Raw genomic sequence first — 24,865 nt, forward strand, 5'->3', positions numbered from 1 at the left:
GGCGGTCAGAGTCGGGCCAGCGGGAGGGCGGCGGCCGTGAAGGCCTCGGCCTGCTGAAGGGTGAGGCGGCGCAGGTCGATCAGGGCGGCGACGGCGGCGGTCTCGACCTGGGCGCACGCGGCGCTGAGCTGGTCGGCGTCGTCCGCGGAGACGACGAGCAGGCCGGTCATCGCGACATCGGCGTGCCCGGCGATCAGCTGCAGTTCGCGCTGCTTGACGTCCTGGTACTCGACGGTGTCGGCCTCGGAGTCGACCTGGCCCCGCCGTACGCGCTCGGCCGCGTCCGAGATGATCGTCGCCTTCTTGCGCTGCACGTCCTTGAGCGCGGCGTCCAGACCCTGGGGGGTGTAGAGGAGCGAGAGGGTGCGGCGGACGCCGGAGGAGTAGAGGAGCTGGTGGAGGAAGCCCGCGCTGGTCTCGGTGCGGGGCCACTGCTCGATCCAGAAGACCGCGTGGTGCGCGGAGTCGGTGCGGACCTTGTCCGGTTCCTCGACCAGGACGACCGGACCGGCGGCGGCGATGTCGGCCTCGGGGCGGCCGGAGTCCGACCAGCGTTCCAGGGCACCGAGGACGGCGGGGTCGTAGGCGGTGCGGACGGTGGCGGCGATCTCCCCGGCGGTCAGCCAGCCGCCCGGCGTCAGCCCGGCACCACGCACGGACGCGTCCAGGCTGGAGGTGAGCTGGGTCAGGACGGCGAAGGCGCCGCCGAGGCCTCCGCCGGCCTGGTTGATCAGGCGGCGGGCGGCGCGCAGGTCCAGCGCGATGGCGATGTACGCCTCGTGGGGAGCGGCGGACGGCCCGGCGGCGGCGAGCAAGTCCTCGTAGATCGGACCGGCGACCGGGGTGGCGGGCCGGCCGTGCTCCAGCCAGTACCGCTGGAGGGCGTCGCCCGAGTCCGGGACGGTGCGCTCCATCACCTGGATGCGGGCGATCTGGCCCGAGCGCGAGAGCGCGGCCAGGGCCCGGCCCCAGCCGGCGACGTTGCCGGCCTGGGTGGACGGGTCGAGCAGGGCGAACGCCCGGGAGGAGACGCGGGTGACGGCGGTGAGGGTGGCCTGCTGCTGGTCGTGGACGGCGCCGAGGCGCCCGTCGGGGGAGGTGACGGCGCGCAGCGAGGCGGCGGTGCCGGGCAGGTGGAGCAGGCCCTCGATGCGGGGGCGGGTCGAAGGGCGGGCCAGCCAGACCAGCTGGCCGCAGGTGCGGCGCAGCCAGTAGCGCGTGGCGATCGGCGCCCACTCGGCGAGCGAGCGCCCGCGTATTCGGAGGACGACGGCGACGGCCATCAGCACCCACAGAGGGGTGAGGGCGAGCGCGCCGACGATGCCGAGCGTCATCAGGACGGCGAGCAGGACGACTGCGCCGATCGCGGCCAGGACCAGCTGCGGGAGGGTCAGGCCGAGAAGGATGCCCCGGCGGCTGCGGGCAGGGAACTTGACGGTGGTGGGGGTCTCGCTGGGCGTGCTCAGGAAAAGGTGCTCTCTGGTGCGGGGGAAGGGAGGGCGAGCCCGCTCCCGCCCGGCAGGGCCGCCGGGGGCAGGATCGTTGCTGCTGACGAGGCGAGGGCGGTCCCCGCTCCCCGCCGGAGGGGGAGCCCGAGGGGAGAAGGGCCGCTTCTGCTGGGTGGCTCGTCAGGCGGACGGTGGGCCCGGGGGGAAGGTGAAGCGCTGGGCGGAGCCGGTGCCGGTCCTTGCCGGACCGGACGGTGGGGCGATCACCGGATCGAAGGCCGGCGTGCCTCCGCTGCCCGCAGGCGCGGGCGAGACCACCGGCGGCCCTGCCGCGGGGGCCCCGGCCGACGTGGGCACGACTCCCTGCGCCGGGCTCGCGGGCGTTCCGGCCGGAGCCGGGTTCGCGGGTACTCCGGCCTGCGCCGGGGCGGATCCCGGCGTTGACACGCCGGGCGAGCCTGCTGCGGCGTGGGCTGCCGCGGCCGGGCTCGACCCGCCGGACGCGGCGGGGGCGGAGGATCGGCCCGAGCCAGGGGATGCGTCGGAGCCCGTGGAGCGGGTGACCAGCGCGAGGCCCTGGTCGCCGTCGCTGCGGTCGGTGTCGGGCCGCTTGACGAGCGGGACACCTCCGTCGCCGCCCCCGGAACGCTGCTGGCCGTACTGGAACGACGTGGGCGTGGCCTTGGCGAGCGTGTCGGTGCTCGGGCCCTCGGGTCCGCCGCCACCTCCGCCGCCCTGGCCGGCGCCGGCGGACTGCATGCCGGCGACCTGCGACGGACCTGCGGGGCTGCCCCCGGCCATCCCGGCGCCGCCCGCGGCGCCGCCGGAGCCTGCGGTCATCGCCATCCGGCCGCCCTTCTTGGCAGCCGCACCGGCAGTCTGAAGGCCTGCTGCCGCGGACTGGTGGAGTCCCGCGGACTGGCCGTCGCCCGCCCAGTGGACGAAGCGGTAGATCATGAACGGGCACAACAGGACGAGCGCCATCACGGTCAGGCCTGCGATGATGTCGCTCAGGGCCTGGATACCGTCCTTGGTGTCGGAGTTGCCGATCGCGGAGACGCCCACCAGCATGATGATCGTCATCACGAGCTTGGAGAAGACGACGGTGGCGGTGGCCTCGATCCAGCGCTTGCGCCAGTCGCGGGTCGGCTCCCACGGGCCTCCGGCGGCGGCGAGCGGGGCCAGGATGACCAGGATCAGGATGCTGACCTTGCGGAAGATCATCATGCCCCAGTAGAGGATGGCGCCGACGGCGCAGGCGAGCGCGACCAGGGACGGAACGGCCCAGCCCAGCGGGGTGGTGATCGAGATCATCGAGACCCGGACGAGGCGGCGCACCGCGTCGTCCATCGAACTGTTGGCGACGGTGAACAGGCCGCGGGACAACGCGTCGACCACCGCGATGGCGACGCCGGTGAAGGTGATCGCCGTGACCGCGAAGAGGGTGCTGCTGATGGTGGCGGTGACGGCCTGGCCCAGCGCTTGTCCGTCCCGGCGCCACGCCGCCCGGATCAGCTGGAACGTGAAGGTCATCACGAGCATCGTCAAGGCGATGGGCAAGATCAGTGCGTAGTTGCTGCGGAACCAGTCGGCACCGAGATCGATCGACGTCGTCTTGTCGACGGCGCGGCTGGCCAGGTCGACGGCCGACTTCGCGAGGTCCCCGGCACTCTTGGCGATCCAGTTGCCGATCGAGGCCGTGATGCTGTCGGACACGCCACCGACGACGACGTCGCAGATCAACCCCGAACCCGGAAGATCACAAAAACCCATGGTCTTCTCCTCAAGTAAGAGACAAGAAAGGGGAGTTAGGGGTAGACGGTGGGGGCGATGGCCGCGAGGGCGCAGTCGCTGCCCGGTCGGCACTGGACGGCCAGCGTGATGGCGCGGTCCTCGGCTCCCTGGCCGCCGTCCCAGGCGACGGCCACCTTCGCGGTGACCGTGACGGCGTAGATGTACGCCTGGGTGAACGCGCCCGGGTTCTGCTGGATCGCCTTGGTGTAGGAGTCCGGCACGTGGGCGGAAACCTGGCCGGCCGTGGAGGTCTGGCCGTTGTCGCGCAGCCGTGACCACAGCAGCGGGTCGGGGACCTGGCCGGTGACGGAGTCGCCGTCGGCGTACTGGCTCTCGGGGGTGAGCCATCCGCGCAGGCCGGACACGAAGTCGGGCTGGGTGACCACGCGGGAGTCGTAGGTCCACAGGGCCTGGGCGAACGCGGCGGCGAAGTCGGTCGGGCTGCTTGTGTGCGGGGGCCGGGCGACGGCGGTGCCCGCCTCGGTGGGCGGGGCGCTGGCCCGGGAGCCGGCCGTGAGGTCGGTGGAGGAGATGGAGCGTGGGAGGGAAGTGGGCTGCGGGTCCGTGCGGTCAGTGCGGCCTCCGCCCGCCAGCCGGGCGAGGAGCCCGGCCAGCAGACCGACGACCAGCAGCACGCCCAGCCCGATCAGCAGCCTGCGACGCAGGACCGAATCACCTTCGTAGAAGGGGAACTTGGGCTTGGGCACTTACTTGACCTGCGTCCCCAGCGCGCTGAAGAACGCGACCAGGCCGTTGGCGGCGCCCAGGAGAAGGGCCACGCCGGCGGCGACCAGCGCGCCCTGCTTCCCCTTCTGCTCGGCACCGTGAGAGCCCGAGTGATGGCCCCATGCCCAGACCATGCCGGCGACGCAGAGCGCGCCCACGGTCGCGACGACCGCGAAAAGGTTGATGCTGCTCACGACCTGCTTGAGGACGGTCAGGCCGGGAAGGCCGCCCTCGGCGGGGGTGACGCCGGGATCGAAGGCGAGGTCGGTGACCGCCTGGGCGGCGAGGATCAAGGACAAACGTTTCTCCAGAAGAGGGGGGAGAGGTGCCGGGGCGCGCGCGGCGGCGCCGCACCGGCACGGAGAAGAGAGGGGAGGAAGTGCTCAGGGAGCGACTCGGCGGACCGCGATCACGCCGGATTTCCAGGAGCTGAAGCTCGCGACGCGGACCACGTCCCCGGTGTGCGGGGCGTGCACGACGAGGCCGTTGCCGATGTACATGCCCACGTGCTCGGGCCCCTGGGAGCCCCGCTGGGTGAACAGCAGGTCGCCGGCGCGCACTTGGTCGACCGGTACGGTGCTGCCCTGGTTCACCTGGTCGTAGGTGGTGCGGTCCAGCGTGATCCCGGCGGCCTTGTAGGCCTGCTGCATCAGGGAGCTGCAGTCGCAGCGGCCCATCGGGTCGGGTCCGTGCGAGTTCGTGCAGGAGCCGCCCCACTGGTAGGGGGTGTTGAGCTGGCCGAGGGCCCAGCGGATCGCCGCCTGTACGGCCGGCGAGGCGTCGTTGGGGATGGTGTAGCCCTCGGGCAGCACGCCCGGCGGGATGATGCCCCAGTCGGTGTTGGCGCCCGGGGGCGTGCACGAATCCGGCGAGGCGCCGGGCGCTGGGGGCGTTCCGACCGTCGGGGCCTTGAGGGCCGCGCCGATCGCCTGCTGCAGGGCGGTCGCCAGCGGCTCCCACTGCGCGTACGCGTCGGGGTAGCCGCTCTTCTGCACTTTCTGCGCGGCGACGGTGACCGGAAGGTCCTGCCACCCGGGGACCTTGAGCAGCTCCTTGTAGAACGCGGTGGACGCGTAGACCGGATCGTGCAGCTGGGCCGGGGTGCCCCAGCCCATCGACGGACGCTGCTGGAACAGGCCCAGCGAGTCCCGGTCGCCGCTGGACAGGTTCCGCAGCCGCGACTCCTGCATCGCGGTGGCGAGCGCGACCACTTGGCCGCGCGGCGGCACCTGAAGGGCGATGCCGGTGGCGACGATTGTCTGGGCCATCGGGATCTGCACGGTCGGCAGCTCCAGCCCGGCGACAGGGGCCGTCGGCCCGGCGGCGCCGGACAGGATCAGATTGACCGCGGCCTGGATCGCGGTGGAGTCCACAGGCTGTGGGCCACCGGGGCCGGTGCACGCCCCGGGGCCGCCGCCGTCCCACGCGCCGTCGTTCTGGGAGGCCATGGCGACCGGCAGGATCAAGGCGAAAGGCGTCAGGAGAACGGCGGCGCCGAGCCCGGCGACGGCCTTCTTCACATCGCCTGCCGCTGCGGCGAGCCCTTCCGGATCAGGCCCGGCGGGCCGTCGGAAGACATGAAGAGGTGAAGTCCCGGCAAGGGGAATCTCCGATCGTGGGGGTGCGCAACCGGGGTGCGGAAAGGCGTTCCGGTGCGCTGGTGAAAGAAGGGAGTCGCGGCTCGCCCGAGGAGTCCGGAGAGGGGTTCGTGTACCAATCCGACCTGGTCGCGGTGCATGGCGACGTCTTCGAAGGTAGAAGTCGGAATATCTATCGTGCAAGGAGATCGGAAAAGTTCGTGGAAATTTCCGAACTCCTTGCAAAAAAGCCATTCCGGCTTCTACCTTCGATGAAGACCCGGCAGCCACCCGCGCTTCGGGCTCTTTCTATGCGCCAGCCGCAGCCGGAATCGCCCCAGCGGCAGATCCGCGCACACCCCTGACACCCAAGAGGACATTTGACCGACTACACCCTTCTCCGGGGCGATGCCCTGACCCTCCTGAGCGGCCTGCCGGCCGGAGCGGCCGACTGCGTCATTTGTGATCCGCCGTACAACAGCGGCGGGCGCACGACCCAGGAGCGCGTCGGGCGAAGCGCGAAGGCGAAGTACACCACCGCCGGCTCGAAGAACCAGCTCCCCGACTTCCCCGGCGAGAACAAAGACCAGAGGTCGTACGGCTTCTGGCTCTCGCAGCTGCTCGCCGAGTCCTTCCGGCTGACGGTCGACGGCGGCACCGCGGCGGTGTTCACCGACTGGAGGCAGCTGCCGACCACCACGGACGCGCTGCAGGCCGGTGGCTGGACCTGGCGCGGCATCGTGCCCTGGTACAAGTCGGCCGCCCGCCCGCAGAAGGGCCGCTTCACGCAGAACACGGAGTTCGTGGTCTGGGGTTCCAAGGGCGCGATGGACGGCGACCGCAACCCCGTCTACCTCAAGGGCCTGCTGGAAGGCAGCCAGCCCTCGGGCAGCAAGCGCCAGCACATCACGCAGAAGCCCGTCGGCATGATGCGCCACCTGGTGCAGATCTGCCCGCCCGGCGGCACCGTCCTGGACTTCACCGCAGGCTCCGGCTCGACCGGCGTCGCCGCGCTCCTCGAAGGCCGCTCCTTCCTCGGCATCGAGCTGACCAGCCACTACGCCGACATCGCCGAGGAACGCCTCGCCGAGGCCAAGCGCACCGCCGATGTCGCCACCCAGGATCCGGCCTAGCCGAAGCCCCCTTCCGACGATCACAGGAAACCTCCCTGCTTCTCAGCATCTGCCCCACCCTGTTCGGCTCCGAGTGCGACCGCGAGGACGACTTCGACGGCTGGAGCCTGCACCGTCTCGCCGACGAGAGCGAGGTGCTCGTCTCCCCCTGCCAGCGCGTGCGGCTTCACTTCCCGCCCGCCGCGTCGAAAAGCTCCCCGGTGACCATGGCCGTCTACGACTCCCCGACCGGTGCGCTCCGCTGGCGGCACCGGTTCGATTCCTCCATGCCGGAGGAGGCCATCGGCGCGCTCCTGTGCGGTGTCGCCCAGATGCTCGCCCACACCGACCGCCACGACCAGCAGCCCGCACCGGGAAACCCGGCCCCGGCCGCCACCAGCACCCTCGCCGCTACCCCCGGCACCAAGGGGTGTGCCGTCCGCGCCGCGCCGACGGACGCGTTCCAGCCCGCGGCCCGCTACAGCACGAGCATGGCCGGAGCCCGCTCGACACCGTCCTGGCCGTCGCTCGCGACTTCGTCCAGCAGAGCGGCCTGATCGGGTCCCGTTCCCTCGCGGCGGGCGTACGTACCACGCGCGCGCAGAAGATCGCCGCGATCCTCCGCGCCGAGCGAGAAGCCGGTCTCCTCTGACACCGCCCCACCCCCAGCGGCCCCGGAAGACCCCGGGGCCGCCCCACCACTCAACGGAGCCACCGCCGATGACGCACCCCGACCCGCTCGCCCACAACATGCCGATGGTGGTCTTCCCGGGCTACCTCGCCGGCCCCGGCGAAGGCCTCGACGCAATCTTCGAGTTCGGCCGGGGGCGCGACGACTGGCTGCTCACCGTGGTCGACGACCACCTCGTCGCCGGTCATGAGAGCACCAACGGACTCGTCATGCTCAACCAGGACACCGACAGCCCCTACCCTCAGTGGAACATCGGTGCCCGCTCCAGCCCGACGGCCGAGTTCGCCTGGCGCGCCACCTTCGACGCCCCCACACCGGCCGAAGTCGTCCTGTCCGTAGCCCGCCGCCTCGCCCACAGCATGGCCCTGCCCACCCGCTCCGAACGTGAGCAGCACCTATGGAGCCGCGGCTGCTACACCGGCACCCACAACGTCCTGCGGGCCGAGGCAGCCCACGCCGGCTGGACCACCCGCCCCCACTGCCGCGCCCTTACCTTCGACGCGCCCGACGGCACCGCCACCCTCCGGATCCATCACTCCGCCGACGGCCACGGCGACGCCACCGACGTCGCCTACACCCTCACCGCCGGCGCCCGAGGGCACGAAGGAACCTGGTGGACCGCTGAGTTCAGCCGAGACACGCCGACCGGCATCGTCCTGGCCGCCCTGCGCACCGTCACCAACCCCGGTCGCTACACCCGCCGGGCCGCCCGGATCCCGATGCGCCACCGCGCCTTCCTGCGCACCCACCCGGTGGCACGACGCGGCCAGGACTTCGCCCGTGGCCGCTGACCACTCCGGCCGCAGTGCGACCGAGGGCGAGCAGCGTGTCGTGGTGAGCCCCGGCTACCTCGCCGGGCCCGGCGACCTGGATACCGCCGGCGCGGCGTTCGAGGCCTTCCTCGCCGAGCACCGGGGCTGGTCCCGGTACTCCTGCGATGGTGGGGACACCAGCGTGGCCGTCAGCGACTGCCTCACCGGCCGGGTCCGGCTCGACCACGAGCCCGGCGACCGCAAATCCCGATGGACGGTCGCCGGGTACGAATCCGCCGTGGGCGAGCGCGCCTGGCACGCCGCCTTCGATTTGGAGACCCCGCACGAGATCGCCCTCGCCGTCGCCGCCGCACTCTCCAGCGCCCTTTCCTCTGGCAGCTTCGCCGCGAAGGACGAAGCGCTCTGGGCAGGCAGAACACGTGCGCGACTTTGGTGACCCAGTTGCGCGAAGCCGGATGGGCGGACGTCAGCACCACCTCGGAAATGGCCTTCCGGTCGCCCGATGCCACTGCGGGGCTGGTGCGATGGGACGGAGGAGGCTTCCATGACGAGCCCTGGGGCGCGGACCACCCGGCCGCAGTCACCCTCTGGGCACGCAGTACCGCCGACCAGCAGGGAACGGCGTGGCAGGCCCACTTCTCCAAGAACACCCCCACCCGCCTGATCACCGCGGCCCTGGACCACCTCACCGACCCGCAGCCGCAGGCCCGGCGGCTCGCGGAAGTCCCCACCGCCCACCTGGGCACGGCCAAGGTCCGCCCCTACACGGGGCCGGTGCGGCCCCTGGCCGCGACCAGGCGCACCACCCTGGCCGGGCTCCCGCTGGTCCAGGGGATCGCCGCACGTCGATCCGCGGGGAGGAAGACCTGACCAGCCCGGCCTTCGCTCCCCGGAGCCTCGACCCCGAAGGCGACATCCTCGTCCACCCGGTCTACCTTGCCGGCAGCGGCTACACCGGCGACCCAGCGCTGCAACCCATCGGCGACCTGCCGGGCACAGTCCGCCACCACGACGAGCTCGGCAACTTCTACCTCGCGACCGCGGACGGCAAGATCCGCATCGGGTTCATCCCAGAGCAGGAGTGGAACACCCTCTGGCAGATCGCCGCAGCACCAGCCGCCTTCGCACCGCCGCGCTGGGTCACCAGCTTCTCCGACAACACCCCGGAGGAGATCGTCACCGCCGTCACCGCCGAACTCGCCCGCATGTACCGCACGGACGACAACGCGTGGCTCGACGAGCCCACGCTGGGCCCCCTGGAATGGATCGCCCCCTACGCCGACGCCGGGTGGGCCGAGGCCGGCGTCGACCGAGGCACGCTCACACTGCGTTCGCCGGACACCCTCGCGCGCATCACCTACCGGGCCGGCGCTCTCCCCGTAGACGACCGCGAGCAGGCCGGCCAGGACGGCCGGTTCACCATCGGCACGGCCGAGCCGACCGGCTGGTACGGACGGTTCAGCGGCGGCACACCCGCCCGCATCCTCCACGCCGTATCCACGGCGATGCTCGACTCCAATCCCGTCCCGCGCTACTGGGACGCACTCGCCTACTACGCCAAGCAGACGGCGACGATCACACTGGTCACCCAGCCCGCACCGAGCCCCCTGGATGTCCAACGCAGGGCCGCACGGCTGCGCTCGGTCACCGCCACGCCCCCGAGCGCAGTGTCGGCCCCGCCGTCGAGCGTCGTGTGGACTTCCGCCACGCCCGCTGCCCGGCGCCGCTGAACCACCACGCACGGGGACTCCGCCCGGGCCGCCAGCACCCGCTCGCCGCACGAGGGAGGCATCCACCGACTGCCGTCTGCGCTCGCAAGGACACCACCATCACCAACACGACCCTTACCTACACGATCAAGCGTTTGCCGGACGGGCGTACCGCCGTGAACGGGCGCCTCAACGAACTGGCGACGTCATTGCTGAGGGGCCGCGAGTTCACCGAGCTGGAAAGCAACGGGCTGGGCATGGAAATGCGGCTGCCCGCTCACTTCGATGAGGCGCGACAGATCGTCGCCGCAGTCGACGCGGCGAACGACCTTCGCACGTTCGGGTTCGGTGTCGAACTCGACCCCAGGCTCGGCACACTGGCACGCACCTTCGTCGAGACCCGATCGCCCGACCCTGGCCACGACCTCGCCCTGCTGACCCACCGCCTCGCCGTAGCAGACCGGGACCATGAGGCCGTGGCCCGGCACACCGGCGCCGTCTTCGGCAGTGACGGCGCCCTGGCCCGCCTCGCCGCGTTCACCGAGGTCCTCAGCGGCTGGGCCGCCAGGCTCGGTCACGTACCCGGCGACGACCTGTCCGACATCCTCGCCGAACACGCCCGTGCCCTCGACGACATGCACCGAGCGCTGGCCGACACCGAAGTGCGTATCAAGGCCCTCGGATCCCTTTACGAGGACGACCGTGCCCCGAACCTGAGGCGCCACGCGGCAACCGCCACCACCCAAACGCGCTCCGCCGTGCCGACCCCGGCGGAGCCACCCGCGCCGCTCGAATCTGGGCAGCCGGGCCCGCGCCGGGCACGCTGATGGCCGACATCACCTTCGGCACCTTCGGTACCACCGTCGTCGCCATCGGCGGAAGCCCGAACCGGCGCCCCGACGCAGCCCGCCGACTGGAGCAAGCCGGCTTCACCTACCTCCCCGACCTCGGCATGCACGAACTCCCCACCGACACCCACCCCGAGGACGCCCTCCTGCGGATCGAATACGCCGCGGACCTCCTGGCAGCGGCAGGCCACACCAACCTCGGCATCGACCCCGACCTGACCTGGTGGCTCGAACGCCAGGCGAGGCAGAGCGCCGCACGCGCCCAAACCACACGGTGCACACCACCGACCAGCCCCATGACCGACACCCCCAGAAGCCCAGGAGAACCGACATCCCCGCAGACCCGGACACGCTGATCGACGTCGCCCCCGCCTACCTGGCCGGCCGCTCCTACGCCAACCAGGTCTTCGAGCGGCTGACCGGTGAGTGGGCATGGGGACACAGCACCGCGACGGAGCTGAGCCAGAGCTTCGCCTGGAGCCCGGACCACCGCTTCCGACTCGCTGACGGGCAGCTCGACCCGGGCGCCTGGTGGCACATCGCCGCTGCCCGCGACCCTCTCGGCCCACCCCAGTGGCAGGCCGGCTTCTCCAAGGAGACCCCGCCCGAGTTCGTCGCTGCCGTAGCCGAGGAACTCGCCCGCACCGGCTCCGGCATCGACTGGACCGGCGAAACCGCCCCCGCGCTCCAGGCCCCCACGGACCGCCGGACCCTGATCCACACCCTCCAGGACGCCGGCTGGCGTAGCACCTACCGCAACGGCGAACTGGACCTGGAGGCTCCCGACCGGCTCGCCCGCGTCCAGATCCGCATCGACCCGCCCGGCGACGCGCTCGACCTCATGTCCCGGCCACACCTGTACGTCGAGATCGGGCCCCGCGACAACGGCGGATACCCGCCCTACTGGCAGGCCATGGCGACGACCGGCACCCCCACCGTCGTCGTCGACGCGCTCGCCCGCGCGCTCACCGACCCCACGCCGCTGGCACGCGACCGCGACTGGATGGACGAGGAACTGCTGGAGCACCTCGGCGAGACGGCCGCGAACGACAAGCGCGAGCACAAGGCGACCGACCAGCCCGCCGCAGGCCAGAGCCCCCCGTACACCGACGAGGACCTGCTCACCATCGCCATCAGCCTGGCAACGGAGGCGCTGGAGTCCATCGTGGACTTCCATTACGCCGACATGATCGACGACCAGGTCATCCCCAGCACCCGCACAACCGCCGGCCGGATATGGAACGACCTGCCCAAGGAGCAGAAGCACCTCGCTCACACCCTGGTCACCGACCTGGTCGTCGATGCCGCCCGCCGCGCACCCGTCCTGTTCGGCCGCGAGCCCGACACCGGCCCGCCCCCTCGTCGGGTAAGCAGGCTCCCGACGCCGCCGATCGAAACCCCGCTCCAGGACCTGTGGTTCACCAACGCAGACCTCCACGCAGCCGCAGCGTGGGTGAGCGACCGCCGGATGTACTGGGGCCCGTCGGCGCTCAGCGACGCCATGCGGGACGAGACCATCCACAGCACTGCCGGTCACGCCGAACCCCGGACCGGGAGAACGCTGCCCGACGAGCACCGGGAGGAGGCGATCCGCCGCACCGAGAAGCTGATCAACGACGCTGCGGAACGCGCCGCCACGCTGCTCTTCGACCGGCCGAGCAGTCCCGAGCCCCTGACCCTCGTCAGCCCGCTCTACCTCGCAGGACCCGGCCACCACGGCCCAGAAACCCGACGGCGCAACGGTGTACACCAGCCCGTGTGCCCGCGTGATCTCCCGGGCCCGGAACGACAGCACCGGCACGGCCTGGACAACCATTCACCGCCGTCCCCTGTCCGGCGGCGAGCAACGGTGGTCCTCCGCAGACGGCCGCACTCCGCCGGAGATCATTGCCGCACTCCACGAGGCACTCGCCACAACCCTTCTGGCTAGCCCGCACGACCTCGGGTGGAGGCGTCCGCAGGGGAGTGGCAGAAGTCGTGAGGGCGTTGCTTTCGAAGGGGTGCGAATTGGGATGCCGAGGTGTGGTTGCTGCGGGTGGCGGTGGTCGTGAGACAACAATGGGGACCGCGCACTCGAGGTACATATGGGTGGCGATTGTGGTGAACGTGCGATCGGATGCCTGTCCTCTTTTTCTGTTTAGCCAGTGGATAATTTGCAGGGGTGATATTGATTGGGAAATGGGCCTGCTGTGGAAAGCGACATGGAGGAATTTTGGAGCGATTTCTGGGATATGGTCGCTTCCCTCATCGCTGCCCGGAGTAATGCGGCGGTCGGAGTTACGGAAGCCGGGGGTTCATCATGACCTCCGGGGCGCGTCGTCGTGCGGTGATCTACATCCGGGTGAGTGTGGCTCGGGAGGAGATGATCAGTCCGGAGTTGCAGGAGCATCAGTGTCGGGGGTTGGTGGATCGGGAGGGGCTGATGCTGGTGCGGGCTCCGTTGATGGATCTGGGGAAGTCGGGGCGGGGGTTCAGTGACCGGCAGATCGCGGAGATCATCGCCATGGCGGAGCGTGGTGAGTTCGAGGTGCTGGTGCTGTGGGTGTGGTCGAGGTTCGGGCGTAACACGCTGGAGTCGTTGAAGAACCTGGACCGGTTGACGGAGCTGGGCATCGAGGTGCGTGCGGCGAAGGAGGACTTCGATGGGCGGACGGTGATCGGGCGGTTCGCGATCCGCCAGATGCTGAACATCGCGGAGCTGTTCTCGGACCAGTTGTCGGAGACGTGGAAGGAGACGATCGCCAGCCGGCGTCGGCGGGGATTGCCGCACGCCAACCAGGGGCGTTTCGGGTACTACCGGTGTGACACGTGTCCGCCGAAGAGGCGCGGGGTGGCGTTGGAAACGTGCCGGGACTGTCGGGTGGGCGTGCTGAAGGTCGATCCGGTGTTCGGTCCGCTGCTGGCAGATGCGTACGAACGGGCAGCCAATGGGGGCAATCTGGGGTACCTGGTTCGGGAGTGGCATGCGGCGGGGGTGGTGGATCCGGTGACAGGTCTGCCGGTGTCGGCGGGGCGGTTGTACGACGTGCTGGACTCGGGGTTTGGGCTGGGGTTCGTGCGGTACCGGCTGCCCGAGCAGTTGCACAAGTTGGTGCCGGACCGTGCCGGGGTGCCGCGGAAGAAGCGGAACCGGTCACGGAGGCCGGAGGAATTCGGGCTGTATCTTCCAGGGCAGCATGAGCCGGTGATCGGGGACCGGGCGCGCTGCGAGGACGTGTGGGATCGGTACACGGCCCGGCGGGGGAAGGCGCCTAAGCGGGCGGCGATCGAGGACCGGCACGAGGCGCGGTACTCGGTGAGCGGGCTGATGGGCTGTCCGCACTGCGGGGTGTCGATGCAGCCGTTGCTCCGGGCGAAGAAGAATCGCCGGCCTCCGGTCGGCGGCCGGCCGCATCCAGGTGACGTGACCTGGCGCTGCCGCACCCACGCGGAGTTCGGGACCTGCCCGGAGTCGGGTTACGGCAACCTCGAGCACGTCGAGGAGCGCATCGTGAGCTGGCTGGAACAGCGGGCCACTCCGCCGGCGGACCTGGAGCAACGCATCACTCGAGCCCGTCAGTCGGTCCCGGTTGCGGTGCCGGTACGAGCCAGCCCTGCGAGCGTGCTCGCCGAACTCGATCGCCAGGAGGACAACCTTGCGAACGCCGTGTCGGTTGGTGCGATCAGCATCGAGGCGGCCCGGCGTAAACAGGAGAAGATAACTGCTGGGCGCCTGGAGGCTCAGGAGAAGCTGGCGGAGGAGCACAGGACCGCCGCGGTTCACAAGGCGGGGCAGAAGATGTCCGCGGCGAGCTTTCTCGGGGTCCGCGCCGAATGGGAGCTTGCCAGTCCCAGTCAGCGGAACCGACTGCTGCGGACGGTAGTGAAGCAGGTGCTGGTCCGGCGGGGACGCGGAACCCCGTTGTCGGAGAAGTACGAGATCGCTCCCGCGTGGGTGGCATAGGGGATCGAGCGACCCGAGGTTCAGGATCAGGCGAAGGACGCTTGACCGTCCGGGTAGCAGCTTGACGGGCGGGGGCCGGAGAACAGTGGATGGCGGTCGCCAGAGGCGGCTTGGCTTCGGGGTTGCCACCACGCCGGGGGGAGGTACGTGGTCAACCCCGGGCCGTGACGGTCAGGTGGTGACAGCGAACTCGCCCGGCAGAACCAGCGCGTGAACTCGTCCGGCTGGAGAAGCTCGGCCCCACCTCCTCCCGAGGTGAGGGCAGGCCCCCGGGAAAGGCCTGGTGCGAAGCATGCCGGTGGCCGCCCCGTCCTCAGACGGCATGTGCGGGAACATGTCGGTGGGCAGGGCTACGATCGCTACCCTGCCGACAAGAGCTCACCGCGGGAGGGAAACGGCGCATGGCACCGGCACCCGGTCAGGACAGCGAGTCAGCCGAGTACGACCCGGACAATGACCTCGACTCGCTGCTGGTGCCAGGACCGTGGGACGACCTGAGCGCCCAGTTCACACGCCTGCACAGCGCCACCAACACCCACGGCCGTGGCACCGACTTGGAACGGCTGCTCGATCAGCTCTTCCGTCGCGCACACTTCACCGTGAAACACAACCCGCCCACCGCTGACCGGCAGATCGACCTGATGATCTCCTCACGGGACGGCACCTTTCTCATCGAGGCGAAATGGGAAGCCACACCAGCGGACATCGGGGTGGCGGACAACCTGCGCGTCCGCGTCAAGGAAGTCGGCCGGCAGGCGGTCGGCGTGCTGGTAACCGTCGGCGGGATCACCGGACCGTGTGCCGAACGTATCGTCCGGTATCGCGAGGAGGCCTTGATTCTCGTCCTCGACGAGGCGGACATCCGCGTTCTGCTCGAAGACCCGCACGAGCTGGCGGGCATGCTCGCATACAAGCGTATGCAACTGGAGATGTTCGGGCACGTTCACCTCGGCATAGGCGGCACGCATCGGTCACGCGGCGAGCGGTCGCAGGGCCAGGTCCTGCCGGATTCGACACGGCAGATTGTCAGTGCGGACGGCAAGCCGCTGCCTGTCATCGACGCGCCAGGCAGCGTTACACCGGCAGTGTTCACACTGGACCTGCCAGATCTGGACTGGCTCTACCCCTCTGGTTTCGGGGTCTCGCTCGATGTCCCGCTCGGCTCGCGGTCCGAGAACGAGCTGCTGGGAGCTCTCCATCGTCTAAACGATCTGGGCTGGCTCAGTCGACACGCTCACTGGACAATCCAGAAGGACGACCGGGTCTGGCACGGTATCGGTGCCAGGAGTCTCGCAGTCACGCTCCGGGAGTGGAGGGACCGGCTCGTAGACGACTCCAGGGACGGGCACGGCGAGAGCGTCATCCTGTTCGACCAAATCGAGGATGGTTGTTTCTGCGTCACCGCGAGACTGGCGTGTGACGAGTCCCGGTGGATCTTGCGGGCTCACCTGGAGTTCCTGTTGCCCGGGGTGCCGGTCGACCAAGGGCCGCTGCATCAACTCGTCCAGCAGTTCGGTGTGCCGCTTCGAGGGTTCTACCGTCCGCTGTCCCGCAAGTCGGTGGTCCGAGGGTCGTTCGACCTGCCGCGCCCGGTGCTGCAGGTCGTCGGTCTCATCACCGAAGAAGGAGGCGACGGGACTTGGGTAGCCGGAGTGATCGCGAAGAACCCGTTCTTCGAGGCCCTATCGGAACAGGCCCCCGACGGCTGGCCGTGGGAACTCGCCAGCTCCGGGATCCTGGTGTGCGCGTTGCGCTCGCAGCACCGCGTGGACGAGCCGAAGGAGTACGAGCTGTGGTCTTGGGAGTACACAGCTGCAGCAGACTCGACCGCTATCAAGATCACCGCAGAGTGGTAGTCAGCCCCCGCTCATACGGGCTGACGCTAGCGGTGCCCCAGGACGCGCCCAAGCTGACCAGGTGCGTTGCGGCAGCACGATCGCGCCGACGAGGCTAGGGCCGTGAACATGGTCACGTCGCCCGAGCAGGTGCTGCTCGGCTATCTCCAGCAGCATGCCGAGTTGGAACTGTCCTACGACCGTGCGGGAACCGGCTCGTGGGTCCATCGGACCGTGTACTCCTTGCTCCTCGGGCACGGGCAGTGGCATGTGCCCGCTCCGCTACCGGGCCATGTCGACCCGTTGCCGGAACGCGCGTGCTTCGTCAACGCTCAGCGAACCGAACTCGTCTGCCCGAGCCTGACATACGCGGAAGGCTGGGCGATCGCGGGCGCCGAGACCGTGCCTGCGCAGCACGCATGGTGTGTCACTGACGAAGGTGTCGTCGTCGATCCGACCTGGGTCAGGTTCGGCGGACGGCGTGTCTACTTCGGCATCGTGCTGGCTGACCCCTTGCTGCGGCCAGGTGCTGACGGCGACGGGGTGCCGGCCCACCCATCGACGCTCTTCCCGGTGCTACGCGACGGCCTGCGGCTTGAAGCGCCGGCTGGCAGCGCCGCAGCTGGCGGGCGAGGGAGGAGTGTCCGCCGCGCTTTCTAGGCTCGGATCGTGGCCATCCCAACCCTCTGAGCCCAGCGCTGCCATGTCCGAAGGCGGGAGCATCACCGCAACCGTCGAACGGGTCCTCCTGCCGGGGCGAACAGGATAAGCGGGCCCGACCCGCAGGTTCTCGACTCCCAAGACCGGCCAATAGTGCCAGACCCTGACGAGGTCGCCGTGACCCCGGACGGACTGGCCAAAATCACGCGCGCCGCAGGCGTTGATCCTTTCACGCCGACGGTCAAGTATGCGCCTGGCCCCGCGCTGATCGGCAGCGGGAACGAATGGGAGAACGAGCGATGCCTCGCCGCCCGGCGGGGGCTCGCCGGCAGCTGCGTTGCTGCGGGTCAGCCGGCGGGCCACGATTTCGGGGCTGGGCCGAACGCGAGCCTGGTAGCTCTTACGCACCCGCTGGCGAGGAGGGCGTTGGCCCCGCCGCCGATGGCGAAGCCGATGCCGAACGGCACGAGCTTGCCGAGGACGAGGACCCCCTGCTTCGTCCCGTACTTCGTCACCCAGTGCTTCCCGAGAACGCGGTTGATCCGATGCAGCTTCTGCATGGGTACGTCGGCGACGATCCGGCGGGCCCAGTGCCGGGCCGTGCGATCGGTGCCCTTCGCGATGACCTGGCGGCCGCTCCCGCCGAGCATGAGCCCGAGTACAAGTGTCCGGCGGCGCTCGACCTCGTCGAGGGGGACCCCGTGGACGTCTGCGACCGAGAGCGCGAAGAGAGTGGTGAGCTCCATGGCGGTCAGGACTTCGCCCCCGGACATCGCCGCGGCCAGTGCCGTTCCGACCCCCGGGGCGGCGGCGAGGCCTCCGGTCGCGGCGCCTGCTGCGGCCTGGCCGGTGACGTACAAGCGCTCCAGTGTCCGGATCACCTGCCCCGGTGTTGCCTCGTGCCGTCGGCGTCGGGCCCGGGTGATGTTCCTCTGCACCAGCTGGCCCTGGGTCTCTACCGCCCTGTCCAGCAGGCCCAGAGCCAGTGCGCCGAAGCTGGACCTATCTGAGGCCGGCCCGATGTGGCTGCGCGCTGACATGTGTAACTCCTCGGTGACTGTGTCGCGTTGAGTCTCTCACCGATCACCGAGGGCCTTGACACGGCTGGTGCAGCATGACCACACGCATGGCCATGATTGTTCGCCTTGCTGTGCCGGCGACGAGCTTCGCGTCCTTTGCCGGGCACGGCCGCCGTCGTCGCCGAGACCGACACCAGAGCCCTCCTCGAACAACCCACGCTGCGGCCGGGAGATCATGTTGGTTTCAGCGTGCGGTCCCGGGGTGCATTTCGGGACACGGTCGAGTGGAACAGGTAAAAGGGATGAAGGTCGGGTTCGGGTGGAAGCTGCATGGGGACGGGCGTGCGCCGCGGCCCGGGGCTGTGGTGCGGCCGGACGAGCGGTTGTCTTGGGGGCGGACGGTCGGGCTCGGGGCGCAGCACGTGGTGGCTATGTTTGGGGCCACTTTTGTGGCACCCATTCTCATGGGGCTGGATCCGAACCTCGCGGTGATGCTGTCGGGTGTGGCGACGGTGTTCTTCCTGCTGGTGACGCAGGGCCGGATCCCGTCGTACCTGGGCTCCAGTCTGTCGTTCGTGGGCGTGGCCGCGGTGATCAAGTCGCAGGGCGGGGACACGGCGACGGTGACGGGTGCGCTGCTGGTGGCGGGTGCGGTGCTCGCGGCGTGCGGTGCGGTGGTGCAGGGGCTCGGGGCGAAGGTGGTGCACGCGGTGCTGCCGCCGGTGGTGACCGGTGCGGTGGTGATGCTGATCGGGTTCAATCTGGCACCGGTGGCGGCGGGGACGTACTGGCCGCAGGACCAGTGGACGGCGCTGCTGGTGATGGCGTTCACGGGGTTGGCGCTGGTGGTGTTGCGGGGGTTCTGGTCGCGGATCGCGATCTTCCTGGGGCTGGTGTTCGGGTACGCGGTGTCGTGGCTGTTCGACCGGGTCTTCGGGAAGATCCACTCTCCGGTCGGCGGCGGGGCCGTGACGGAGCACTGGCGTCTGGACCTGTCGGGCGTGGGGAAGGCGGACTGGATCGGTCTGCCGTCGCTGCACGCGCCGAGCTTCCAGGCGTCCGCGGTGCTGGTGGCGCTGCCCGTGGTGGTGGCGCTGATCGCGGAGAACGCGGGGCACGTGAAGGCGGTTTCGGAGATGACGGGTGATCCGCTGGACGACCGGATGGGTGCCGCGATCATGGCGGACGGCACGGCGACGGTGCTGTCGACGGCGGTGGGTGGTCCGGCGACGACGACGTACGCGGAGAACATCGGTGTGATGGCGGCGACCCGGGTGTACTCGACGGCGGCGTACTGGTGCGCGGCCGGCTTCGCGATCCTGTTCGGTTTGTGCCCGAAGTTCGGCGCGGTGGTCGCGGCGATCCCGGGCGGGGTGCTGGGCGGGATCACGGTGGTGCTGTACGGCATGATCGGTCTGCTGGGCGCGCAGATCTGGATCCACAACAAGGTGGACCTGACCAATCCGCTGAACCTGGTGCCGGTCGCGGCGGGTGTGATTGTCGGCATCGGCAACGTGACGCTGAAGTTCAGCGACGACTTCGAGCTCGGCGGCATCGCCCTGGGCACCCTGATCGTGCTGCTCGGCTATCACGGCCTGCGGGCCCTGGCCCCCGTCCACCTGAAGCACCCCCAGTCCGGGAGCGGCCCACTGCTGGACGAAGGCACCAGCGCCTACGACGACCACCGGGGGAAGGGGTGACGGACCTCGGCCGCACCCGCTGAACGCCGCCGAGCGGGTGGTGCCGGAGCACCGGCCCGTGGCGGACTTCCCGGCCCGCAGCCCGGCTGCGGGCCGGGCCTGACGGCTTCGATGTGGCCAGGGCGTCGATCTTGACCCGGCGCGGCCGCCGCCTCTCCTGGGTGCGGTCGTGGGCTGCTCCCGGTGGGCGGTGAGGCGTACGACGAGGCGGCCAGTACACCAGCGAGCTCTTGTGCGGCACCCAGGGAGCAACCCCCGCGAGCGCGGGGCCGATCGCTCGCCCGGCGGGTCAACGACCAGGGCGCGAGGGCAACCCCCGCGAGCGCGGGGCCGATGCGAACCGCAACGGGTGCTTGCCGCGGTAGTAGGGGCAACCCCCGCGAGCGCGGGGCCGATTTCGACGTGGCCGCGTCCGTGCTCCACGCACTGGGGCAACCCCCGCGAGCGCGGGGCCGGTCAGGAGGCGACCACGCGCCTCGCCGAGGGCAGCGGGCAACCCCCGCGCGCGCGGGGTCGATGCTGGTCTGCTGGAGCAGATGGGTGCGCATGTCGGGCAACCCCCGCGAGCGCGGGGCCGATGCCAGAGGTTCACCTTTCGGTGAGAGTCGAAGAGGGCAACCCCCGCGAGCGCGGGGCCGATGCCTGGCGGACACCCTTGATCGACGGGTGCCCCGGGCAACCCCCGCGAGCGCGGGGCCGATGAGGCGGGACCACTTCTTCAGGTCCGCACGGAGGGGCAACCCCCGCGAGCGCGGCGCACTGCTCGACAGCCGCCGGGCAACCCCCGCGAGCGCGGGGCCGATAGGCCGGCGGCCCGCAGCTTGGCGAGGAGGTCGGGGCAACCCCCGCGAGCGCGGGGCCGATTCGCCAATCTCCTTGCGGTCTCCCAGCCCACGGGGCAACCCCCGCGAGCGCGGGGCCGATGGTCAGCGGCGCCAGAACGAGCTGCGGGTGCGGGGGCAACCCCCGCGAGCGCGGGGCTGATTGCTCGACCTGCCTGCACTGGCCCCGCTGCTGGGGGCAACCCCCGCGAGCGCGGGGCCGATGTCACCAAACAGGCCCTGGCGCTGTCCAAGACGGGGCAACCCCCGCGAGCGCGGGGCCGATTGGTGAGCTCCTCGATCTTGGCAGCCATGGTGGGGGCAACCCCCGCGAGCGCGGGGCCGATTGCTGCGGCGTCCACGGGTCGGTGTGCTGGTCGGGGCAACCCCCGCGAGCGCGGGGCCGATCCTGGGCCCCGCGTAATGCATGAGGTGTGCTCGGGGCAACCCCCGCGAGCGCGGGGCCGATCGTAGTCCCAGACGAATAGGGCGGCCACCTTGAGGGCAACCCCCGCGAGCGCGGGGCCGATCGGGAGTTGTCTAGGCGCCCGGGCCTCTTGCCGGGGCAACCCCCGCGAGCGCGGGGCCGATCTTCGCCTTGGCGATGGCCTTCTCGTCGGTCAGGGGCAACCCCCGCGAGCGCGGGGCCGATCTGGGCCCCGCGATCGACGCCTCCGAGGTGTCGGGGCAACCCCCGCGAGCGCGGGGCCGATCCGGCCTTTCTCCTTGAGGGCCCGCTTGATTTCGGGGCAACCCCCGCGAGCGCGGGGCCGATGTGCACACCAAGACTGTGGCACGGGTGTGCGCAGGGCAACCCCCGCGAGCGCGGGGCCGATACTCCGGGCCGATCCGGCGGCGCCTCGCCACCCGGGCAACCCCCGCGAGCGCGGGGCCGATCTGGGCCCCGCGTAATGCATGAGGTGTGACCGCGGGCAACCCCCGCGAGCGCGGGGCCGATACTTGCTGACCTGCGGCGATTCCCCTCAGTGGGCTCCGATTGATTCAGTTCGATTCGGTGGACGGGCCGTTGAGGAGCTCATGCGTCACCGCCGTCTCTTGTTCTGTCCCGGTGGATTGTCAGTGTTGGGCTCTACGCTCCGCAGCGTACTCGTACGTGGAGGTCGGGACGATGGTCGAGGATCGCTGGCGGTGGTATCCACCGGAGGTCAGGGGCTGGCTGGGTGCGTTGTGGGGAAAGTCGGCGGGGCGGGCTGGGGGGACGGTGAATCTCCTGCTGTCGCACATGCTGGACACCGCCGCGGTTGCCGAGCTGGTCTGGGACCGGTACCTGCCGCAGGCGACGAGGTGGCGTCTGGACGCTCTGGCAGGGGGTGCGGGGAAGGGGCGGCGTCTGTTCGCGTGGTTGTGCGGGATTCATGACCTGGGCAAGGCCACGCCGGTGTTCCAGCATCTGGACGCTGCCGGGGAGGCCGCGGTCCGGCAGGCGGGGCTCGCCTGGGACAAGTACGCGGTGAAGGGGGCGTCCTGGCGGCACGACAAGGCCGGTGCCCGGGTGCTGATGGCGCTGCTCGCCGAGGCGAAGTGGTCTGAGGAGCAGGTCGGTTGGGTCTGGCCGCTGGTCGCCGGCCACCACGGTCTGATCCCGACGGTAGGGGATCTGAAACCGCCGAGGAAGAACGAGAAACTGCAGGGCCACGATCGGTCGTGGAAGCTCGCGCAGCTGGCCCTGGCGGAGGTGTTCTCACGGGAGGTCGGCTACGAAGGTTGGTCGCCGCTGGCCGCGGTTGAGCCCGCTCTGGTGCCGAGTCGCGCGATGCAGCTTCAGTTGTCCGGCTTCGTGGTGATGGCGGACTGGATCGCCAGCGACGAGCGGCACTTCACCGGCGTGTCGGATCTGTCGAAGGTGGCGATGCCTCAGGCGCGCCGGCGGGCTTCGGCGGCGTGGTCGAGGCTCGAACTGCGCGGTGGCTGGGGGGCGTTGGCGGCGCCCGGGCCGGAGACCTTCCAGGACCGTTTCGGGCACGGAACAAGGCCTTCACAGGAGATGGTCCTCGACGTGGTGCGCCGGATGGGCGGGCCGGGGCTGGTGATCGTCGAGGCGCCGATGGGGGAGGGGAAGACGAAGGCAGCGCTCGCGGCGGCGGAGCTGATGGCGGCCCGTCACGGCGCGGATGGAGTGTTCCTGGGCATGCCGACCCAGGCGACCGCGGACCCGATGTTCACCCAGGTGCGCTCGTGGCTGCGCGAGGTCGGGGACGGGCTGGAGGACCAGGTCGCACTGCTGCACGGCAAGCGGATGTTCAACAAGCAGTGGCGCGCGCTGCTGGAGGGCGCGGGGGAGTGGGGCCAGGGCGCGGACGACCCGTTCACCTCGGTGGGGGAGGACGAGTACGGCATGGCGGCCGACTCCTTCGACGGATGCGAGGGCGCCGCACGCAGAGCGCCCGCGGAGTGGTTCCTCGGGCGCCGCCGTGGTCTGCTCAGCCCGTTCGCGGTCGGCACGATCGACCAGCTCCTGTATGCCGCGACCCGCACCAAGCACGTGATGCTGCGGGCGGCCGGCCTGGCCGGCAAGGTCGTGATCCTGGACGAGGTCCACGCCGCCGATGTCTACATGTCGCAGTTCCTGCTGGAGGGACTGTGGTGGCTCGGGCAGGCCGGAGTGCCGGTGGTGCTGCTGTCGGCGACCCTGCCGCCCGAGCAGCGGCGGCATCTGGTCGCCGCTTACGTGGCCGGTACGCAGTCGGCGCAGGGCCCGGTGGCGCTGGAGCTTCCCGAGCCGCAGGGCTATCCGAGCGTGACGGCCGTCTGGCCGGGCCGGGACGGGCGGCCGGAGCTGCTGGTCGAGAGCACCGAGTCGTGGCGCGACGACCTCGAGGTCCGGGTCGAGGCGCTCGACGAGCCGCCGGCGCCGACCGGCCCGGAAGGGCGGCAGGACGACGCGGCCACGGCTGATACAGCCTTGGTGGACTGCCTCAAGGATCGCCTGGCCGACGGCGGATGTGCCCTGGTCATCCGCAACACCGTCGCCCGCGCCCAGTCCACCTTCGAAGCCCTCCGGCAGGAGTTCGGCTCCGACGTCCGCCTTCTGCACGGCCGCCTGCACGCCGGCCACCGGGCGGACCGTACGCAGCAGGTGTTGGACCTCCTCGGACCACCCAGCCGGGGACACGAGCGCCCTGGCAGGCTGATCGTCGTCGCTACCCAACTCGCTGAGCAGTCCTTCGACGTCGACGCAGACCTGCTGATCACCGACCTTGCCCCGGTCGACCTGCTCCTCCAGCGCATCGGCCGCCTCCACCGCCACGACGGCGTGAAACGCTCGCACCGGCTGTCCCAGCCCACCGTGGTCGTCACCGGCCTCCACCTCCACGACGACCAGGCACCGCACATCCTGGGCGCCTCCGAGAAGATCTACGGCCGCTACCTCCTGCTGCGCACGGCCGCCGAGATCAAGCGAGTGACCAAGGACAGCGGGGACACGTGGAGCATCCCCTGTCAGGTGCCGGACCTGGTGGCCCGCGTGTACGGAACCGGCCCCGTCGTCCCGGACACATGGGCCGAGGCCGAGACGAAGGCCCGGCAGGACTGGGAGAAACGGCAGGCCGATCGCCGAGAGAACGCCTCCCAGTACCTGCTCACCCGTGCCGGCGAACACGGCGAACCGACCCTGGCCGGACTGCACCGCGGCGCCCACGGCAAGCTGACCGAGGGACAGTTCGAGGCACTCGTCCGCGACGGCGAACGGAGCGCGGAAGTCGTCCTGGTACGCCGCACCGAGAGCGGCTTTCACGCGATGACCGGCCGCAGGCTCGGCCCGAACGGCGAGGTCGCCGCCGAACTGCTGGACGACGTCCTCGCGGGAACGGTGCGCCTCCCCGCCAAACTGACAGCGGCGGCCGAGCAGGCGCTCGGCCCACTGGCGGGCTGGCGCGACCACCCCTGGCTGCGCTATAGCCTGGCCCTCGAACTCAACGAGGACGGCGAAGCGACCCTCGGAGACTTCCGGCTGCGCTACGACGACGACCTCGGCCTCGCGGTGAGCGGGGGGCGCCGGTACGGATGACGGCGAGGTGGTGGGCCGGGCGATTGCCGGGCCCACCACCCAACCCCGCGAGTGCGGGGCCGACTTGTGCCCGTCACGGGCGGCCAAACACGGCCAGGGGCCATCCCCGCGCGAGCGAACCTACGGGGCTGAGGGGGCAATTCAAGCATTCGCCCCACGGTCGGCCGCCGATGATGCCACGA

At 70.6% G+C, this 24,865-nt stretch carries 20 protein-coding genes, 2 pseudogenes and 1 CRISPR repeat array; of the genes and pseudogenes, 16 read left to right on the forward strand and 6 right to left on the reverse strand.

From position 1 onward, the window contains the following. Positions 1 to 5: 5 nt before the first annotated feature. The 5 genes from ABTX81_RS01915 to ABTX81_RS01935 all read right to left on the reverse strand — a co-directional run bounded on the left by ABTX81_RS01915 (position 6) and on the right by ABTX81_RS01935 (position 5,488). Positions 6 to 1,466: an SCO6880 family protein gene (locus ABTX81_RS01915; RefSeq protein ID WP_350540994.1), complete on the reverse strand. Its 1,461-nt coding sequence runs from the start codon at positions 1,464 to 1,466 to the stop codon at positions 6 to 8. Between the two features lie 162 nt (positions 1,467 to 1,628). Continuing rightward, positions 1,629 to 3,221 (reverse strand): SCO6881 family protein, encoded by a 1,593-nt coding sequence (locus ABTX81_RS01920; protein ID WP_502892690.1) that lies wholly within the window; start codon positions 3,219 to 3,221, stop codon positions 1,629 to 1,631. Positions 3,222 to 3,256: 35 nt separating this feature from the next. Then, positions 3,257 to 3,949, reverse strand: a complete 693-nt coding sequence (locus ABTX81_RS01925) for a hypothetical protein (protein WP_350540950.1) — start codon at positions 3,947 to 3,949, stop codon at positions 3,257 to 3,259. Then, positions 3,950 to 4,258 carry a DUF6112 family protein gene (locus ABTX81_RS01930; RefSeq protein ID WP_350540995.1) on the reverse strand — a complete coding sequence of 103 codons (309 nt, stop codon included), beginning with the start codon at positions 4,256 to 4,258 and terminating at the stop codon, positions 3,950 to 3,952. It abuts the gene before it with no gap. Between the two features lie 93 nt (positions 4,259 to 4,351). Next, positions 4,352 to 5,488 (reverse strand): C40 family peptidase, encoded by a 1,137-nt coding sequence (locus tag ABTX81_RS01935; protein ID WP_502892682.1) that lies wholly within the window; start codon positions 5,486 to 5,488, stop codon positions 4,352 to 4,354. Positions 5,489 to 5,925: 437 nt separating this feature from the next. On the opposite strand from ABTX81_RS01935, the gene ABTX81_RS01940 reads away from it, so the two are divergent. The 14 genes and pseudogenes from ABTX81_RS01940 to ABTX81_RS02005 all read left to right on the forward strand — a co-directional run bounded on the left by ABTX81_RS01940 (position 5,926) and on the right by ABTX81_RS02005 (position 17,116). Further along, positions 5,926 to 6,678 (forward strand): DNA-methyltransferase, encoded by a 753-nt coding sequence (locus ABTX81_RS01940; protein WP_350540951.1) that lies wholly within the window; start codon positions 5,926 to 5,928, stop codon positions 6,676 to 6,678. 200 nt (positions 6,679 to 6,878) lie between these two features. Continuing rightward, on the forward strand, positions 6,879 to 7,214 hold the full coding sequence (locus ABTX81_RS01945; protein WP_350540952.1) for a hypothetical protein: 336 nt from the start codon (positions 6,879 to 6,881) through the stop codon (positions 7,212 to 7,214). 163 nt (positions 7,215 to 7,377) lie between these two features. Next, positions 7,378 to 8,139: a DUF317 domain-containing protein gene (locus ABTX81_RS01950; protein WP_350540953.1), complete on the forward strand. Its 762-nt coding sequence runs from the start codon at positions 7,378 to 7,380 to the stop codon at positions 8,137 to 8,139. After that, positions 8,129 to 8,557 carry a DUF317 domain-containing protein gene (locus ABTX81_RS01955; protein ID WP_350540954.1) on the forward strand — a complete coding sequence of 143 codons (429 nt, stop codon included), beginning with the start codon at positions 8,129 to 8,131 and terminating at the stop codon, positions 8,555 to 8,557. Before ABTX81_RS01950 ends, ABTX81_RS01955 begins: the two co-directional genes overlap by 11 nt. A gap of 47 nt (positions 8,558 to 8,604) precedes the next feature. Next, positions 8,605 to 8,991, forward strand: coding sequence for an SPDY domain-containing protein (locus ABTX81_RS01960; protein WP_350540955.1), 387 nt, complete (start codon positions 8,605 to 8,607; stop codon positions 8,989 to 8,991). A 182-nt stretch (positions 8,992 to 9,173) separates the two neighbouring features. Then, positions 9,174 to 9,317 (forward strand): annotated as a pseudogene (locus tag ABTX81_RS01965) (DUF317 domain-containing protein); the annotation flags it as partial. 9 nt (positions 9,318 to 9,326) lie between these two features. Next, positions 9,327 to 9,851 (forward strand): SPDY domain-containing protein, encoded by a 525-nt coding sequence (locus tag ABTX81_RS01970; RefSeq protein ID WP_350540997.1) that lies wholly within the window; start codon positions 9,327 to 9,329, stop codon positions 9,849 to 9,851. Then, positions 9,815 to 10,657, forward strand: a complete 843-nt coding sequence (locus ABTX81_RS01975) for a hypothetical protein (RefSeq protein ID WP_350541000.1) — start codon at positions 9,815 to 9,817, stop codon at positions 10,655 to 10,657. Before ABTX81_RS01970 ends, ABTX81_RS01975 begins: the two co-directional genes overlap by 37 nt. Continuing rightward, positions 10,657 to 11,034 (forward strand): hypothetical protein, encoded by a 378-nt coding sequence (locus tag ABTX81_RS01980; protein WP_350540956.1) that lies wholly within the window; start codon positions 10,657 to 10,659, stop codon positions 11,032 to 11,034. Before ABTX81_RS01975 ends, ABTX81_RS01980 begins: the two co-directional genes overlap by 1 nt. Then, positions 10,953 to 11,651, forward strand: a pseudogene (locus tag ABTX81_RS01985) (SPDY domain-containing protein); the annotation flags it as partial. The gene ABTX81_RS01980 and the pseudogene ABTX81_RS01985, both read left to right, overlap by 82 nt. A gap of 793 nt (positions 11,652 to 12,444) precedes the next feature. Then, complete coding sequence (locus ABTX81_RS01990; RefSeq protein ID WP_350540957.1) at positions 12,445 to 12,729, forward strand: DUF317 domain-containing protein; 285 nt, start codon at positions 12,445 to 12,447, stop codon at positions 12,727 to 12,729. A 275-nt stretch (positions 12,730 to 13,004) separates the two neighbouring features. Then, entirely contained in the window at positions 13,005 to 14,621 is a 1,617-nt protein-coding gene (locus ABTX81_RS01995) for a recombinase family protein (protein WP_350540958.1), read from the forward strand. 401 nt (positions 14,622 to 15,022) lie between these two features. Beyond that, the gene (locus ABTX81_RS02000; RefSeq protein ID WP_350540959.1) at positions 15,023 to 16,477 is read left to right on the forward strand and encodes a restriction endonuclease; all 1,455 of its coding nucleotides are present in this window, start codon (positions 15,023 to 15,025) and stop codon (positions 16,475 to 16,477) included. Between the two features lie 102 nt (positions 16,478 to 16,579). Further along, on the forward strand, positions 16,580 to 17,116 hold the full coding sequence (locus ABTX81_RS02005; protein ID WP_350540960.1) for a hypothetical protein: 537 nt from the start codon (positions 16,580 to 16,582) through the stop codon (positions 17,114 to 17,116). A gap of 347 nt (positions 17,117 to 17,463) precedes the next feature. On the opposite strand, the gene ABTX81_RS02010 is transcribed toward ABTX81_RS02005, so the two are convergent. After that, positions 17,464 to 18,156, reverse strand: coding sequence for a hypothetical protein (locus ABTX81_RS02010; RefSeq protein ID WP_350540961.1), 693 nt, complete (start codon positions 18,154 to 18,156; stop codon positions 17,464 to 17,466). A gap of 281 nt (positions 18,157 to 18,437) precedes the next feature. Between ABTX81_RS02010 and ABTX81_RS02015 the strand changes: the two genes are divergently transcribed. Further along, the gene (locus ABTX81_RS02015; RefSeq protein ID WP_350540962.1) at positions 18,438 to 19,835 is read left to right on the forward strand and encodes a uracil-xanthine permease family protein; all 1,398 of its coding nucleotides are present in this window, start codon (positions 18,438 to 18,440) and stop codon (positions 19,833 to 19,835) included. An 836-nt stretch (positions 19,836 to 20,671) separates the two neighbouring features. Then, a CRISPR array of direct repeats spans positions 20,672 to 21,614; the repeat unit is 28 nt; unit sequence GGGCAACCCCCGCGAGCGCGGGGCCGAT. A 264-nt stretch (positions 21,615 to 21,878) separates the two neighbouring features. Beyond that, a complete protein-coding gene (gene cas3 / locus ABTX81_RS02020) occupies positions 21,879 to 24,683 on the forward strand; it encodes a CRISPR-associated helicase Cas3' (RefSeq protein WP_502892683.1) in 2,805 nt (934 codons plus the stop codon). The last annotated feature ends 182 nt before the right edge of the window (positions 24,684 to 24,865 follow it).

Source organism: Kitasatospora sp. NPDC097605, assembly GCF_040302725.1.
Classification (GTDB): domain Bacteria; phylum Actinomycetota; class Actinomycetes; order Streptomycetales; family Streptomycetaceae; genus Kitasatospora.

What these genes read in the sequence shown, in the direction of transcription:
- ABTX81_RS01970 (WP_350540997.1), top strand. Translation starts at nt 9,327, where the DNA reads ATGTACCGCACGGACGACAACGCGTGGCTCGACGAGCCCACGCTGGGC.
- ABTX81_RS01920 (WP_502892690.1), bottom strand. Translation starts at nt 3,221, where the DNA reads ATGGGTTTTTGTGATCTTCCGGGTTCGGGGTTGATCTGCGACGTCGTC.
- ABTX81_RS01980 (WP_350540956.1), top strand. Translation starts at nt 10,657, where the DNA reads ATGGCCGACATCACCTTCGGCACCTTCGGTACCACCGTCGTCGCCATC.
- ABTX81_RS01950 (WP_350540953.1), top strand. Translation starts at nt 7,378, where the DNA reads ATGACGCACCCCGACCCGCTCGCCCACAACATGCCGATGGTGGTCTTC.
- ABTX81_RS02015 (WP_350540962.1), top strand. Translation starts at nt 18,438, where the DNA reads ATGAAGGTCGGGTTCGGGTGGAAGCTGCATGGGGACGGGCGTGCGCCG.
- ABTX81_RS01960 (WP_350540955.1), top strand. Translation starts at nt 8,605, where the DNA reads ATGGCCTTCCGGTCGCCCGATGCCACTGCGGGGCTGGTGCGATGGGAC.
- ABTX81_RS02000 (WP_350540959.1), top strand. Translation starts at nt 15,023, where the DNA reads ATGGCACCGGCACCCGGTCAGGACAGCGAGTCAGCCGAGTACGACCCG.
- ABTX81_RS02010 (WP_350540961.1), bottom strand. Translation starts at nt 18,156, where the DNA reads ATGTCAGCGCGCAGCCACATCGGGCCGGCCTCAGATAGGTCCAGCTTC.